11 protein-coding genes are annotated in these 13,720 nt (G+C 40.6%); 8 read left to right on the forward strand and 3 right to left on the reverse strand.

The window, feature by feature from the left end; genetic code table 11:
- Positions 1–3: 3 nt before the first annotated feature.
- Positions 4–540 carry a ribonuclease H-like YkuK family protein gene (locus ACE198_RS16720; protein ID WP_251461322.1) on the reverse strand — a complete coding sequence of 179 codons (537 nt, stop codon included), beginning with the start codon at positions 538–540 and terminating at the stop codon, positions 4–6.
- 388 nt (positions 541–928) lie between these two features.
- Here ACE198_RS16720 and ACE198_RS16725 point away from each other — a divergent pair, with 388 nt between their 5' ends.
- Both ACE198_RS16725 and ACE198_RS16730 read left to right on the forward strand, forming a co-directional pair.
- Positions 929–1,093, forward strand: a complete 165-nt coding sequence (locus ACE198_RS16725; protein WP_375376315.1) for a hypothetical protein — start codon at positions 929–931, stop codon at positions 1,091–1,093.
- A 342-nt stretch (positions 1,094–1,435) separates the two neighbouring features.
- Entirely contained in the window at positions 1,436–3,814 is a 2,379-nt protein-coding gene (locus ACE198_RS16730; RefSeq protein WP_375376316.1) for a M14 family zinc carboxypeptidase, read from the forward strand.
- Positions 3,815–3,920: 106 nt separating this feature from the next.
- Here the strand turns inward: ACE198_RS16730 and ACE198_RS16735 are convergent, their stop codons facing one another.
- Positions 3,921–6,329, reverse strand: a complete 2,409-nt coding sequence (locus ACE198_RS16735) for a M14 family metallopeptidase (RefSeq protein WP_375376317.1) — start codon at positions 6,327–6,329, stop codon at positions 3,921–3,923.
- A gap of 644 nt (positions 6,330–6,973) precedes the next feature.
- On the opposite strand from ACE198_RS16735, the gene ACE198_RS16740 reads away from it, so the two are divergent.
- The 3 genes from ACE198_RS16740 to ACE198_RS16750 all read left to right on the forward strand — a co-directional run bounded on the left by ACE198_RS16740 (position 6,974) and on the right by ACE198_RS16750 (position 9,355).
- Positions 6,974–8,050 carry a DUF2157 domain-containing protein gene (locus ACE198_RS16740; RefSeq protein ID WP_375376318.1) on the forward strand — a complete coding sequence of 359 codons (1,077 nt, stop codon included), beginning with the start codon at positions 6,974–6,976 and terminating at the stop codon, positions 8,048–8,050.
- Positions 8,043–8,573, forward strand: a complete 531-nt coding sequence (locus ACE198_RS16745; RefSeq protein WP_251461328.1) for a GDYXXLXY domain-containing protein — start codon at positions 8,043–8,045, stop codon at positions 8,571–8,573. The genes ACE198_RS16740 and ACE198_RS16745 overlap by 8 nt, the downstream gene beginning before the upstream one ends.
- 185 nt (positions 8,574–8,758) lie before the next feature.
- A complete protein-coding gene (locus tag ACE198_RS16750; protein ID WP_098571009.1) occupies positions 8,759–9,355 on the forward strand; it encodes a biotin transporter BioY in 597 nt (198 codons plus the stop codon).
- A gap of 216 nt (positions 9,356–9,571) precedes the next feature.
- Here ACE198_RS16750 and ACE198_RS16755 read toward each other — a convergent pair whose 3' ends face one another.
- Positions 9,572–10,519 (reverse strand): iron-hydroxamate ABC transporter substrate-binding protein, encoded by a 948-nt coding sequence (locus ACE198_RS16755; RefSeq protein WP_375376319.1) that lies wholly within the window; start codon positions 10,517–10,519, stop codon positions 9,572–9,574.
- Positions 10,520–10,894: 375 nt separating this feature from the next.
- On the opposite strand from ACE198_RS16755, the gene ACE198_RS16760 reads away from it, so the two are divergent.
- Genes ACE198_RS16760 through ACE198_RS16770 form a run of 3 tightly spaced genes read left to right on the forward strand, consistent with a single transcriptional unit; the run spans position 10,895 to position 13,713 of the window.
- Positions 10,895–11,851 carry a FecCD family ABC transporter permease gene (locus tag ACE198_RS16760; RefSeq protein WP_375376366.1) on the forward strand — a complete coding sequence of 319 codons (957 nt, stop codon included), beginning with the start codon at positions 10,895–10,897 and terminating at the stop codon, positions 11,849–11,851.
- A complete protein-coding gene (locus ACE198_RS16765; protein ID WP_375376320.1) occupies positions 11,851–12,870 on the forward strand; it encodes a FecCD family ABC transporter permease in 1,020 nt (339 codons plus the stop codon). The genes ACE198_RS16760 and ACE198_RS16765 overlap by 1 nt, the downstream gene beginning before the upstream one ends.
- Before the next feature lie 18 nt (positions 12,871–12,888).
- Positions 12,889–13,713: an ABC transporter ATP-binding protein gene (locus ACE198_RS16770; RefSeq protein ID WP_098571006.1), complete on the forward strand. Its 825-nt coding sequence runs from the start codon at positions 12,889–12,891 to the stop codon at positions 13,711–13,713.
- Positions 13,714–13,720: the final 7 nt, after the last annotated feature.

Below are 13,720 nucleotides of genomic sequence, written 5' to 3' on the forward strand. Positions count from 1 at the left end.
CCCTTATTTTGTGTATCGATTTGCGTAGCTGGAAGCAACAAAGGCGTTTGGTTTGATTTTTGGTTCAACGCCCATCGATTCGATTCTGGTGACCATTTCTTTCACAAACTCACTCGTCTTGTTCCGCTTTCCTTCACCAATATCAATATGCCCCTCCATGGTGAAGGTTGCTCCTTGGTAGATATAGGGAAGGACAAGATTGATTAACTCATTTTTCCTTTCATCGGTAAACATTGTAACAATTTCCTCGGTCAACGATAGTTCAAGAGATATCCGCTCATGCAAGTGTGTCATTTTCCTTGGGATGACTACCTTCCTTATGCACGCCCAAACACCTTTCCCCTTATTCTGAATGACAATCCCGGTAATAAAGACAGTCGTAGATCTATGGACTTGAGAATCTGTGCCGACCATTAGTTTATAGTTTCCATTAGGATCTACCTTCATGAATGATACAATTCGTTCAAAAACCTGCTCGAATGACATCCCATTTTCTTGGAGATTTTGAAACGAATCGTGATAAGCTCCGTTTTTTTTCATATTGAAGCACCACATCTTTCCTTTCCATTTGAAAAAGTTTAGTCCCGCCTCTTATTCCTATCTTATGGAAAGTGTTACATAGTCGTGCAGCCATAGAAATAAATGATCTTCTTAGAAATGTATGTAGAAAGGCAAGTAAAAATGCCTAATGGTTGTCTAAGGCGTCAGTGAGCAATGATATAGAATGACTCAATTTGGTGGTTTCTTTTAGTGATGTAGGGGTGTCATGTAAGGGTGTCAGGCACCGCTCGTGGACAAAAGCCTTACTTTTACCAAAAAGAATATTCGAACAATCTTTTTTCTAAAAACAATTATATGCCTAACAATTTTTATGCCAGTCCATCATTAGATAAAGAAAAGAATCTATTAAGAATAGGGATGGATGGAGATGGCAAAGAGAAACAGAGGAAAAACAATCAGCTACCTGCCTTCAAATGGGCGCGGAACATGCCCGATATGTGAAAGAACTAGAATCAAACTACTATATCCACATCAAACAGAAACAAACCAAACCATCAAAGTTTGCAAATTTTGCCGTGATAAAAAATATTAACAAACTAATGGTGTCAGGCACCGCTCGTGGACATTTGTCTTTTTCAAGTGGAGCGTTAAACACAAATTTATAATGAGAAAACAAAGGCACCCTTATAAATTAAGGTGCCTTTTGTTCCTAAAACTGACAAACCGAGTCCGCGTGGAATGGACAAATTATCGAGAGTGTCTTTTTGCGGTGCCTGACACCAAAACAGGGCTTTTTACCCATAATTGGCAATGTATGGATTCCCCTGTTTAGTAGGTTGGTAGGATAGAATTATTTCAGTTTTCGTAATAAAATTAATTCCACATAATAAAAATACATAAAAACTAATAATGATACATAAGCGGAGGTTTGCAAATGAAGAAAAAGAAAACAGTTGCGGGCCTATTGGCGGTAGGATTGCTAACGTCGAGTCCATGGACAGTTGGGTTTGCTGAAGGACCAAAATGGACAAACGTGAATGCATATGAAGAACAAGATGGAAGCTTGTTTAATAGTGAAAACTATGACTTTGTTAACTTTTCACAAATCGGTGAAAAGTTAAATGCCATCCAAAAGCAGTCTAATAGAGTTAAAGTGGAGGTACGTGGAAAATCAGCGGATGGCCATCCACTTTATGTTGTAACGATTGCAGATCCAACTACGCAAGGGAAATTTGGTAAAATTCAATCCCTAAGAAAACAAATGTTTAAAAACCCTAGTAAGGCGCAAGATTGGATTGCCAATAATCCGGACTTTAAAGTTCCGGTTATGATAAACGGCTCCATTCATGGAACAGAATTTGTAGGGTCCGACGCACTTCTTCAGCTCATTGAACGCTTTGCAACACAAAATGACAAAGAGACTAAAAGTATTTTAGAAAGTAATATTCTTATCTTAAATGTTGTACAAAATCCTGATGGACGTGTGAATGCTACTCGTTTTAATGGAGAGGGTATCGACTTGAATCGTGACTTTATTACACAGTCACAGCCAGAAACGAAGGAAACGGTTGAACTCATTAAAGAATGGAATCCGATGGTATTCCTTGATACTCACGGATACGTAAGTGGTTATGGTCCTAACTTACAAGGATTAATCGAACCTTGTACACCGCCGCATAACCCTAACTATGAGTATGATCTTTATAATAAGTGGGCTTACAAACAAGCGGAAGCGATGGAAGCCTCAATCATGGCTGATCAGGATAGTTACACTGGAAACAAGTATAAAACCATGGAAGGTGTTTACGTTCCACAACGTGATGATGGTGCTGGATGGGATGATTATCCGCCAATCTTTACACCAATGTATGCCATGTACCATGGGGCATACGGACATACATTAGAGGCACCGACGAATGACTTAGATGGTGTGCGCTGGCAATATAATGCCATATTAGGCGCGTTAAAATTTGCAACAGAAAATAAACAAGGCATGATCACAGACCAAATCGAAATGTTCAAACGCGGGATTAACTTTGACCATCCATTCCATCAAGATGGTTTCTTCCCGAAAGCCTATATCCTACCAGTTGACGAGAAGGACCCAACTGTAACGAATAAGGCTGTTAATCACTTAATCAATAATGATATTGATGTGGTTCAAGCGACGAAAGCTTTTACCGCAGATGGTAAGACTTATCCAAAAGGTACCTATCTTGTTCAGATGGACCAAGCAAAGGCTGGTCTAGCCAATACGATGCTGTGGGATGGGGAAGATATCTCTAACGATACGACAGCTATGTATGATATTTCTGCTTGGAGTTTACCAGAACTTTGGGGCTTTGAAGCAGTGCCAACACAAAGTACGGTTGATGTAGTAGCAACTAAGGTTAACCAAATCACAGGCCAAGGATCTGTTTCTGGTAAGGGGCCATTCTTGATTCCAAACAGCTCCGTTAAAGCTGTTAATCTAGCAAATACATTGTTACAACAAGGTGTTCGTGTAAAGCGTGATGCAGCTGGGAACTTCTACACAGAAGCAGCGGCAAATCAAATTTCAGCAGCAGTAAAAGCTTCGGGATTACAGGTTGCATCTACAGATAAGGTGCCAGCTGATGCAGTGGGGTTAACCAAATTGAAGGTAGCCATTTTGAAGGATGGCGGAATGGGCAAAGTCCAGTCACACAGCGGAACGAAGCTTGCCTTGAAACGACTTGGCTTTGATGTGACAGAAGTGAAACCAGTGGAAGTCGCAGAAAAAGGGCTAGGCGGATTCGATACATTTATATACAGTGGCACAGAAAATTTAATTGCTACTAAACTATCAGCCGCAAACCAAGAATTCGGCCTCCAAAATGCTGGGCAGTTTGATTTGTTTAAGGAAAATGTTAATGATTTTGTCAGCAAGGGCGGCAAGTATATTGCTGTGGGGGCTGGTTCATCTAGAGCAACAAAAACACTTGGTTTGACAGATGATGTTATTAATTCTGGTGGGTCTAATAGCAACGGAATCGTAATGGTAGATTACTCGGGAACGGGTTTAACAGCAGGTTATAGTCAAGATGACATTGGTTTCGTCTACCGTCCAGCTTGGTATACTGGTACCGATAATGATGAAGTTGTAGCAACTCTTGAAAACTCTGATAAATTCTTTGTGGCAGGTCACTGGAGGAATAATAGCAGTGCCGAGGGTCAAGCCGTAATGGTAAAAGAGAAGGATAAAGATGTAACGTTAATTGGATTAGAAGCAGGTTTCCGTGATCACACAGACTACCTATTCCGTCTATTATCGAATGCCATTTTTGAAAAATAACCTAAGCGAAGGCCTGGTTCAAGGAAATGAACCAGGCCTTTTTGTTGTACTTGATCCTAAGACAAATAAAAAAGAGCTGACCCCAAAAGGTCAGCCCATGCCTAAATTACTTGATTGTAATTGTAGCAGAATTATAGTTACTCTTATCTTTACTGATTGGGTTATAATTCTTCTCAATGTTTCCTGCTGCGTCCACAGAGAACCATTTCAAGGTTGTCGTTTTTGCAATTTTTAGAGCTTCGGCATCTTCACGAACTCCGCTTAAATTAATTTTAGCAGATTCAAAAGTAGGGCGGCTGCCGTCAAGGGTGTAATAAATAGTTGCAGGCTCACTAGTCTCGAAGGTAACATCTACTGGTCCAGTGAATTTCCCGCCGCCGGGTACAACTTTGGAAGTTGGACGCTGATGATCTTTCGACTGATTGTAAGCTACTTTAAACATACCTATTAAACCGTTGGCAAATTCCATGGCTTCTTCGTGACCTTCTTCAAAAGATGGCTGGAAGCCAACTGGTTTCCACTTTTGTGTTTCCTTATCCCATAAATCTGCTCCTACTTCGAAATCCCAAGCATAGATCCCTTTTTCATACCATAGGTAGTCAGCGGAATTTCCTGCTGCAGAGTAAAGAACATCTGGAACTGGGCCCGTACGGCTCGGTAGAATAACTGTGCCTCGATAATCCTGAATATCGTTTAGAATCGTATCGGAAGCGGCCCAGTAGAATGCTTCCTCACCGGCAGTTGGACGTGGCAGCGTGGTACGGTTTGCATCGTAGGCACCAGGTGACCACATAAAGTAACCCCCATAGCTATGAATATTCATGGCAAATTTAATGTTAGGATTTTCATCGGCTAACCAAACTATGTTTTTAGCTTCTGGTTCGGAGGTTTCCGCAGGGCCTGCATAGGTTCCGCTAGTGCAATTTGTTGTAGATGCACCAATAAATCCATCAAAAGGAGACCCGACAGAATGGTTACGGTTAATATCGACTCCCCAATTGTTACGATTGTTAGGGTCCGATTGCGCAGGCCCACAATAATTGGTCATATTTTTTCGCTGCATATTGTAATCATAGAATGTGTAATGTGCACCGTCGGGATTGGTAGACGGCACTAGGAAAATATCCAAATTATCTACAAGCTTTTTTGTTTCGCCATCGTGAGCGTAGTTACGGAGTAACCGCTCGGCTGTTTCGATTGTAACGAGTGGTGTAACCCATTCTCGAGCGTGTTCTTGAGCATACCCCAATACTCCTGGCTTGGAGCCGTCACGATGTTTCCCGATACGAATCGCTTTTACTGTAAAAGGATCACGAGAAATATTTGCTGGTGCTTTTAAACCGTCCGTTAATTTCGCAGTAGCGGATGACACTGTTCCTGTCCCAGCGTTGCCGCGATATGTATTCGCGGTGATGAGTGCACTTGCAGAAGAATCAGCATTTATCGCATCCACCACTTGATTTGCTGTACTAATAATCTGACCAGAAGAGTTAGTTGCTAAATCGACAAGAACTTTCTTCCCTTCGACATTAATTTTTAAGGACGAATCATTACTTCCGGGCTTTTTGAATTCTACTGAAATTTCATTACCGCCTTCATGGCCCCATGCTTTGGATGTAACGACAACATAGTTTTCCTGAGTGCTGCCGATTTGGGCTTGTGCAAGGCGTCTGTATCCATTTGTTTTATTAGGCATTTCAATAATATCTACTAAATCAGGGAACTCTTTTGCTAGATTTTCAGCTCGTTCATATAATTCAGTTGGATCCATATAATGGTCAACAAAATCTTTAACATAGTGTGTTTGCGGATTCCCAGGCTTGTCCTTACCAAGCCATTCTGTAACTGCACTTGAAGCGGCTCCGCCAAGGCTGCTTTCTAACTTTACAGAGGCTGGAATCGTGCTTACGGGTACTTCAAGATAGTGATATAAGTATTCACCAGCATCTACCTTTCTGGAAAGTGTGGCGGACTTTTCAACGCCGTTCTCTGTCCAAGTGGCTGTTAATGCGGTACTGGCTGAAGCACCTGCAGTTGATTTCGCCTCGATATAGAGGAAGGTTTCAGATTGGTTTGTGTAGTGATTGGCGCGAAGGATTTTAAGTGAATCTTCAGCAGCCGTCAAGTTTGTCTCTTGTTGTAAAGCGGCTTCTCTCTCCGCAGCTCTGGTCTTCCACTGTTTCTCTGTGACCAGTGTGTCTTTCACCTTTATTCCGAATGTTTTTAACATGGCAATCTCTGTGGGTGTGACTACTGCATCCACTTCAAAAATTCCGTTGTTTTCACTGGCACGGTGAGTGAGGTCAATGCCAAGCTCCAATAGTTTATCCTTTGCATTCTGATTAGGAACCTCTAATTGAACAATTGAGAAGGATTCCTCCTTTGGCAGCGGTAGATCGGGTTGTCCAACTGCGCTGGTCGGTGTACTAAAGTCTGGATAAAATACCGAAAAGCCTAATCCGGTCACGGCAGTCATGACCATTAAATTCTTTTTCCATTTTTGTCTCTTTTTCACGGAATTACGACGCCTCCTGATTCATAACTAAATTTTGATGATACAAGCCAATATTAAAGTTAATTTTCAGAATACCTTGTCGAAATGCCTAAGTCGTATCCCAAATTCGTCCTACAAAAATTTCGTTGTTCGAAGAATTGAATGTTATATTAGTAGATTAATTATTTAGGAAAATTTATCCATTAAAAAAGTTTTAGGTCAAGGAGAAAACTGTCGATTTTAGGGGGGCCTATGAGTATAAGTGAACTATCGCATAATACTATTATGACAAAATCCCTCTTTATAATGATTTAATATCCTGTCTAATGTTGTCGTATCTTATAAGTTTTTGGAGATACTTTTTTTGGCGATTCATAAGGAATTTTACATAAATGTAAATACTATATAAAGAACTATACTAGATTTTATAAAAAACAACCATACTTTAAATTTAATCCGGTCTGTTTATTATCGAACGATAGGAATTATAGCAATGCCTTATTGATTCACCAATAAACAAGGACTTTCTTGTGTCACAAGTCGAGCACTATTTTTTAAAAGGATATAAATACTACTTGTCGAATAAACTTAATTGTATAGAAATTGTTTGGAAATAGCTGTAGGGGAGCAATTATAAAAAGTAGATACGAAAAGGGGTGGGATGGTTGACGAAGCGTATTATAAAACAAAATGAGTTGAATTTTTTAAAGCGTGAGCTTAAGTACCTAGAAGATTCAGAGATTCTGCCAGCAAGCAAGGCCCATGAGATAGAAGAAATTTACGAGGTTCAAAAACTTTCATTTACGAAAACGCTTTTGTATGTTGGAACGGTTTTAATTGGAGCTGGTGTGCTCAGTTTTATCGCAAGCAATTGGGATGAAATAGGAAGAACAGTGAAACTTCTTTTAATCATCGTTTTGTTTGCGGCCTGTAATCTTGCGGGGTATAAAATGGAGAAGAACTTTCCAAAGACGTCAAGGAGCCTTTATTATTTAGGCTGTCTGGTATTTGGTGCGGGAATTTTTCTTGTCGAGCAAATGTTTCATCTCGGAACCAATTCTCAAAATGCCTTTTTATGGTGGTCTCTGGGGATCTTGCCATTGTCATGGGTACTGCGGGATAAATGGATTCTTCTAGCATCTTCCCTTTTCGTCCTCAAATACATGCTTGATGGGCAATATCTTCAAGGTATAAATATTCCTTATTGGACACTGTTGTGGATTGCTGCAATATATATACTTAATGAAAAAATAGGTTTTTCAAAGTTGACTGGTTTTGTCAATGGCTTACTTTCGCTGGCACTTATCAGCACGATTATTAGTTACTTTATCAATCCGTATGATAATTATGATGATTTTGCCTACGTGTACGGTCTAATCTATTTGATCATTGGAGTCGCACTTGTCCTTTCGAAAGGGAAAATTAGAGACACTTACGTTGTATTAGGATACCTCGTCCATGGTGCGGCCGCACTGTTGTTATCCTTTGAAGATAGCTGGCCGCTCGATTGGCTGTATATTCCTTTTTCTATCCTCTACCTGATTTATGTATTGTATTTAATCAATAGAGGAAGCCTGCTCAGTATCATTATACTCTGCGTAATGATTTTCCGTTTTTACCTTGATTTATCCCTTGAGTTTTTACCAAAATCGTTTGTCTTTATCATCGGAGGAATCCTGTTGCTAGGTTTCGGCTTTTATTTTGAAAAACAAAGGAAAAAAGGGGTGAATGTGCATGAATAAGCGGGCAAAACAGTTAGTATTAGCTTGTTGCGTGCCTGTGCTCATTCTATTAGGCATGTGCGTCAAGCCCCTTTATACCCTGTTAACGGGCGAAGAAATGATTCTTCAAACGAAACCATTGGATCCATCTGATGTATTTAGAGGCGATTATGTGACTCTAAGGTATGAAGCAGAAGAGGTGCCGATAAAATTGTTGGAACAACCAGTGCTCACAAGATTACAGGACCGTGGTGGAGAGTTTGAGGTATACGTTCTAATGAAGAAAAAGAATGGGGTCCACACACCTATTAAAGTCACCCTTACTAAACCGAATAAGGGAGAATTCCTCAATGGAACGATCAGCTATATCGATAAAGACAACCAAGGCCAAGAAATTGCCATTATCCGATACGGTTTGGATAACTACTACCTTGAGGACAACACAGGCACAGAATGGGAAAAAGCCTCAGCAAAAGGAGAAATACTTGCAAACCTAAAAGTAAACAATGGCTACGCCATCCTGAAGGATATTACAACGAAGTAAATAAGTGTTGGAAGTGGGTGTCAGGCACCATGCGTGGACAAATCTAACATTTTGTCCGTGTGGAGAGGATAGGGAGCCTCTTTGGTGCCTGACACTTTTTATTGTTAACCCTAAATTAGAAATAGTTGACAATATAGGGCGTCACCCTTTATTTTAAAGTTATAACAATTTATTGGGGTGGGAGTATGAATCGTAAATTAAGAGCGTTGGATTTAACGCTAGTGGGAATGTTTGTGGCGCTTATGGCAATAGGGGCTAACATCACCTCTTTGGTCCCCTTTATGGTGGTGGGCGGAGTTCCAATTACACTGCAAACTTTCTTTGCTATTTTAGCAGGTGCTATTTTGGGGAGCCGCTTAGGATCAATAGCTATGATTGTTTATATGCTAGTAGGACTTGTGGGCGTTCCTGTTTTTTCTAGATTTGGTGCAGGACCTTCCACATTTTTCAGTCCCACCTTCGGCTTTATTTTATCGTATATTTTCACAGCGTTTATTATTGGTAAAATCGTTGAAAAGAAGAAAACTGTGCCAGCCTTTATTATTGCGTCCCTAATCGGAATGGCTGTGAACTACCTCTTCGGTACCAATTGGATGTATTTTGCCTACAAGCTGTGGGCAGCTGCACCAGAAGGATTTACTTACAAAATGGCTTGGTTATGGATGATAGTGCCTCTGCCAAAGGACATCATCTTAGCAGTCTTAGCAGGAATCATGGCTCACCGGCTCGAAAAATCAGTACTATCCAAAGGGCAATTTAAACATTTAAAGCGTGTTTCCTAAGATGCTTTGGCCAATCCCGCAAACGTCCACCATGTGTGGACGTTTGTCTTTTTGTGGTGCCTGACACCCGCTGAAATTCTCAGGGTTAAATTTCAGCTGCTTTGGCTTTGGATTTCCGTTCCGTTGTCATTGATGAAGCTCAATGTATTGGAGGATTGATAGAAGGTAAAAGGCGTCATCCTAACATTGGATGACGCCTTTCTGGCATTTTGACTATTACTTTTTAAGGGCATTTACTACTTCATCAATTGTTTTTTCACTTGCTTTTAGACCGTTGATAGTCCAGTTGCTAGGGTCATTCATTTCATATACATGTCCATTTTTTACGGCATCAAGACCGTTCCAGATGGAGCTTTTTGCTAAAATATCTAACCCAGCCTCGCCTTTTTTGCTGAGAAGGAAGATGTGGTCTGCTTTGATTTCTGGAAATTTTTCCAGAGCAATTGGATCCCACTGGATAGCAGCTCCGCCAAGACTTTCAACGAATGCAGGTTGTTTAATGCCTAAATCCCCATAAAGGACATTGGCACTGAAACGATTGTTTTCCATTAAATAAAACTTATCGGCCATAACCCAAAGAATAGCTGCTGATTCATCGCCAATAGCATCATGAACTTTTGTTTTCGCATCTGCTACTTTCGTATCGTAATTGGCTAAAGCCTCTTTTGCTTCTTTCTGTTTACTTAAGATTTCACCCATTTGGGTCAGTTGTTTACGCCAATCAGCATATACTTCGTCCTTATAAACGTAGGTAGGAGCGATTTTTTTATACTCTTCATATTGTCCTTTTTGAATGGCATTTGGAGAACTGAAGATAATTAAATCTGGGTTGTAGTTGATTACTTGTTCTAGAGGGAGATCCCAGCCGATTTTGGGCACTTCCTTTAACTCTGGCTGTAAATAATCTAAGACCGTATCACCTATTGACCATTGTGCAGCAGGTCTTACCCCTAATGCCACGAGTGAATCCTCTAAATAAGGAGCGATGATTCGTTTTGGATTAGCAGGGATTGTCACTTCACCCTTCGCATCTGTTAATGTCACCTCTGCATTTCCCTTTTCTGTAGTCTTTTCTGTTTTTGTATTATCAGAATTACTGCAAGCACTTACCAAAATTAACATCAGTAATAGCGTAAAAGATAAATAAAAGCGCTTTTTAAGCATGAATAAACCTCCTATGATCGTGAATACCTATTATAATGGTAATGATAATCATTTTCATTTGAAGTGTCAATCAACAAACCTCTTTAATATAGGTAAATTTGTGAAAAATGTTTGAAGGATAAATCTGGGAGTTGCTTTTATACTGTAAACGTATTGAAAAATAAGTGGTTACTCTCTATACTTAATGATAATGATTATCAATTCTTTTGCTATTTTTATTACCGATTTAATAATATACCCAATTTTTCGTTTTTTATCAGATAGAGGTGTTAGTTTTTGACTGGAAAAGCAAAGCAGCACGAAGGCGATTCGTTAGCTCTTCATCATAAAAGTTTAAGAACATCCATTAAAGGGACCTTCGTATTAATCGCCGGAATGATACTAATCCTAATTTCAATGGGATTATCTATTGCTTACGGTGCAGCGGATATAAAAATGGCTACTGTTTGGGAGGCTGTCTCCCATTTTAATCCTGACATGACCACGCATCAAATTATTCAAGAAATTCGGATGCCAAGAGCGATCGGCGCTGTATTAGTTGGGGCATTCCTTGCTGTTTCGGGTGCGGTAATGCAAGGTTTAACACGTAATCCTCTCGCCTCTCCTTCCATCATGGGTGTGACAGATGGGGCAGCTTTTGCATTGGTCATCACCCTTGCCTTTATTCCAACCGCCACAATGATGGGGTTGGCCTTTTCATCCTTTGTAGGGGCAGGTCTTGGCGTAATCCTCGTTTTTACGATTGGAGCTTTTTCAAAGGGAGGATTGACCCCAGTAAAACTCGCCCTGGCCGGGGTGGCAGTGGGTTCGATGCTAAGTGCATTCTCAAGCGCCATTGCTCTCCATACACAAGTGGCAAAGGACATGAGCTTTTGGTATGCAGGAGGATTAACAACGGTTACTTGGGAATCCGTTAAGATTCTATTGATCACAGGAGGATTTGGATTATTACTCGCCCTTTATATCTCAAGATCAATCACCATCCTAAGCCTAGGAGAAGAAGTTTCTAAAGGGCTTGGACAAAATACACTTTTAGTAAAATCACTCGGTGTGATTGTTGTATTAATACTAACCGGTGCTGCTGTATCGATAGCCGGTGCTATAGGTTTTATCGGACTGGTGATTCCACACATTACCCGATTCATTATTGGTTCAGATTACCGTTGGATTATTCCAATTTCCGCTGTACTTGGAGGATTGTTACTCGTTCTTGCTGATATTGCAGCAAGAATGGTGAATGCCCCGTTTGAGACTCCAGTAGGAGCCGTAACTGCGATACTCGGTGTTCCTTTCTTCTTATACCTGGCTCGTGGGGAAAGGAGAGGGCTGTAATGCACCAATCGAAAGCAAAACAGAAAAAATTTATCGTCCTAATTAGTCTTTTATTTATCTTAACTATTATCACTTTTATCATAAGTTTAAACCTTGGAGTCGTGCGGATTGCACCCATCGATGTTTTCAAGACATTAATGGGGCAGGGAACGGCCCGTGACCAACTCGTTTTAATTGATTTTAGGTTACCTAGAATGGTTTTGGCTCTATTAATTGGTGCAGGACTAGCAGTCTCTGGCGCTATTTTACAAGGTGTGACCAAAAATGAACTGGCGGATCCTGGAATATTAGGGATAAATACAGGAGCCGGATTCATGGTCATCTTATTTATCTACTTTTTTCAAGGCTCTATGAACAGTGTGAGCACACTCGGCATTTTCTTAATGCCATTGTTCGCCTTACTAGGAGCCGTACTTGCGGCTTTTCTAATTTACGTATTGGCATGGAAAAAGGGAATTGATCCCGTTCGGTTAATTTTAGTCGGAATTGGTGTGAATTCAGGATTTGGTGCTGCCATTGTAATTTTTCAGCTCAAAATGAATCCACAAGACTTCATGCAGGCAGCTGTCTGGCTTTCTGGTGATATTTGGGGAACGAATTGGAAATTTGTCGCCATTCTCGCCCCGTTAATTTTGCTGCTTATTCCTTTTGCTTTATACAAAGCACACATCCTTAATATTATGAATTTAGGTGACCAGGTCGCGACGGGCTTAGGCATTCATGTAGAAAAAGAAAGAAGAATCTTGCTTCTAGCAGCAGTGGCGCTAGCAGGATTTAGTGTCGCGGCTGGGGGAGGAATTGCTTTTCTAGGCTTAGTTGCTCCGCATATTGCGAAACGATTAATTGGGCCAAAGCACCAGTTATTTTTGCCGCTTACTGCCGTTTTAGGGTCGTTTGTGCTTTTATTGGCAGACACCATAGGCAAAAACCTGCTTGCCCCAACCCAAATACCGGTTGGAATTGTAGTGGCAATATTTAGTGCACCATATTTTATTTTCTTACTTATGAAAGCCAAATAAAAAAAGGGGGAACGGATTGTGGTTTCACTTTCTACCGAGAATCTTCAGATTGGTTATGGAGACAAGATAATCGTTGAAAACTTGAATTTACACATAAAAAAAGGGGAGATTACCACGATTATTGGCGCCAATGGCTGTGGGAAATCTACCATATTAAAAACATTAGCACGTGTCCATGCAGCCAAATCTGGAATCGTCTATTTAGATGGAAAGATGATTCACAAGGTCCCAACAAAAGAAATCGCTAGGAAAATGGCTGTTCTTCCGCAAAGCCCCGAGGCACCCAATGGATTAACAGTCTATGAATTGATTTCATTTGGACGATCCCCACATCAAAGTGGCTTTGGCAGACTAACAGATAACGACAGACAGGTGATTGAATGGGCGCTAGAGGTTACCGGACTTGGTCAATTTGCTGACCATCCAGTTGATGCTCTTTCCGGCGGCCAGCGGCAGCGCGCTTGGATCGCCATGGCCATTGCCCAAGAAACGGATCTCTTGCTGCTTGATGAGCCAACCACTTACCTTGATATGGCGCACCAGCTAGAGATTTTACAGCTGCTAGAAAAATTAAATAAGGAACAAAGCCGGACAATTGTAATGGTCATTCACGATTTGAACCATGCGTCACGGTTTTCCCATCATATGGTTGCATTAAGTAAGGGAACAATTATCAAAGAGGGAACCGCAGACGAAGTCATGACACCTGATGTATTAAAAATGGTCTTTCAAATCGATGCTGAAATTGTTAAAGATCCACGGACGAAGAAACCAGTCTGTCTTTGCTATGATTTAATTGAAAAAGCGCCGGAGTTAGACAATCGAAAAATCATGAATTTCTAGTGAAATG

Origin of the sequence: Neobacillus sp. KR4-4, from assembly GCF_042136325.1 — a bacterium.
In the GTDB taxonomy this organism is placed as follows: Bacteria; Bacillota; Bacilli; order Bacillales; family Cytobacillaceae; genus Neobacillus.

Coding starts and splice junctions, on each gene's coding strand:
- ACE198_RS16760 (WP_375376366.1), top strand. CDS start 10,895: ATGATACTAATCCTAATTTCAATGGGATTATCTATTGCTTACGGTGCA.
- ACE198_RS16765 (WP_375376320.1), top strand. CDS start 11,851: ATGCACCAATCGAAAGCAAAACAGAAAAAATTTATCGTCCTAATTAGT.
- ACE198_RS16750 (WP_098571009.1), top strand. CDS start 8,759: ATGAATCGTAAATTAAGAGCGTTGGATTTAACGCTAGTGGGAATGTTT.
- ACE198_RS16755 (WP_375376319.1), bottom strand. CDS start 10,519: ATGCTTAAAAAGCGCTTTTATTTATCTTTTACGCTATTACTGATGTTA.
- ACE198_RS16745 (WP_251461328.1), top strand. CDS start 8,043: ATGAATAAGCGGGCAAAACAGTTAGTATTAGCTTGTTGCGTGCCTGTG.
- ACE198_RS16725 (WP_375376315.1), top strand. CDS start 929: ATGGCAAAGAGAAACAGAGGAAAAACAATCAGCTACCTGCCTTCAAAT.
- ACE198_RS16730 (WP_375376316.1), top strand. CDS start 1,436: ATGAAGAAAAAGAAAACAGTTGCGGGCCTATTGGCGGTAGGATTGCTA.
- ACE198_RS16720 (WP_251461322.1), bottom strand. CDS start 540: ATGAAAAAAAACGGAGCTTATCACGATTCGTTTCAAAATCTCCAAGAA.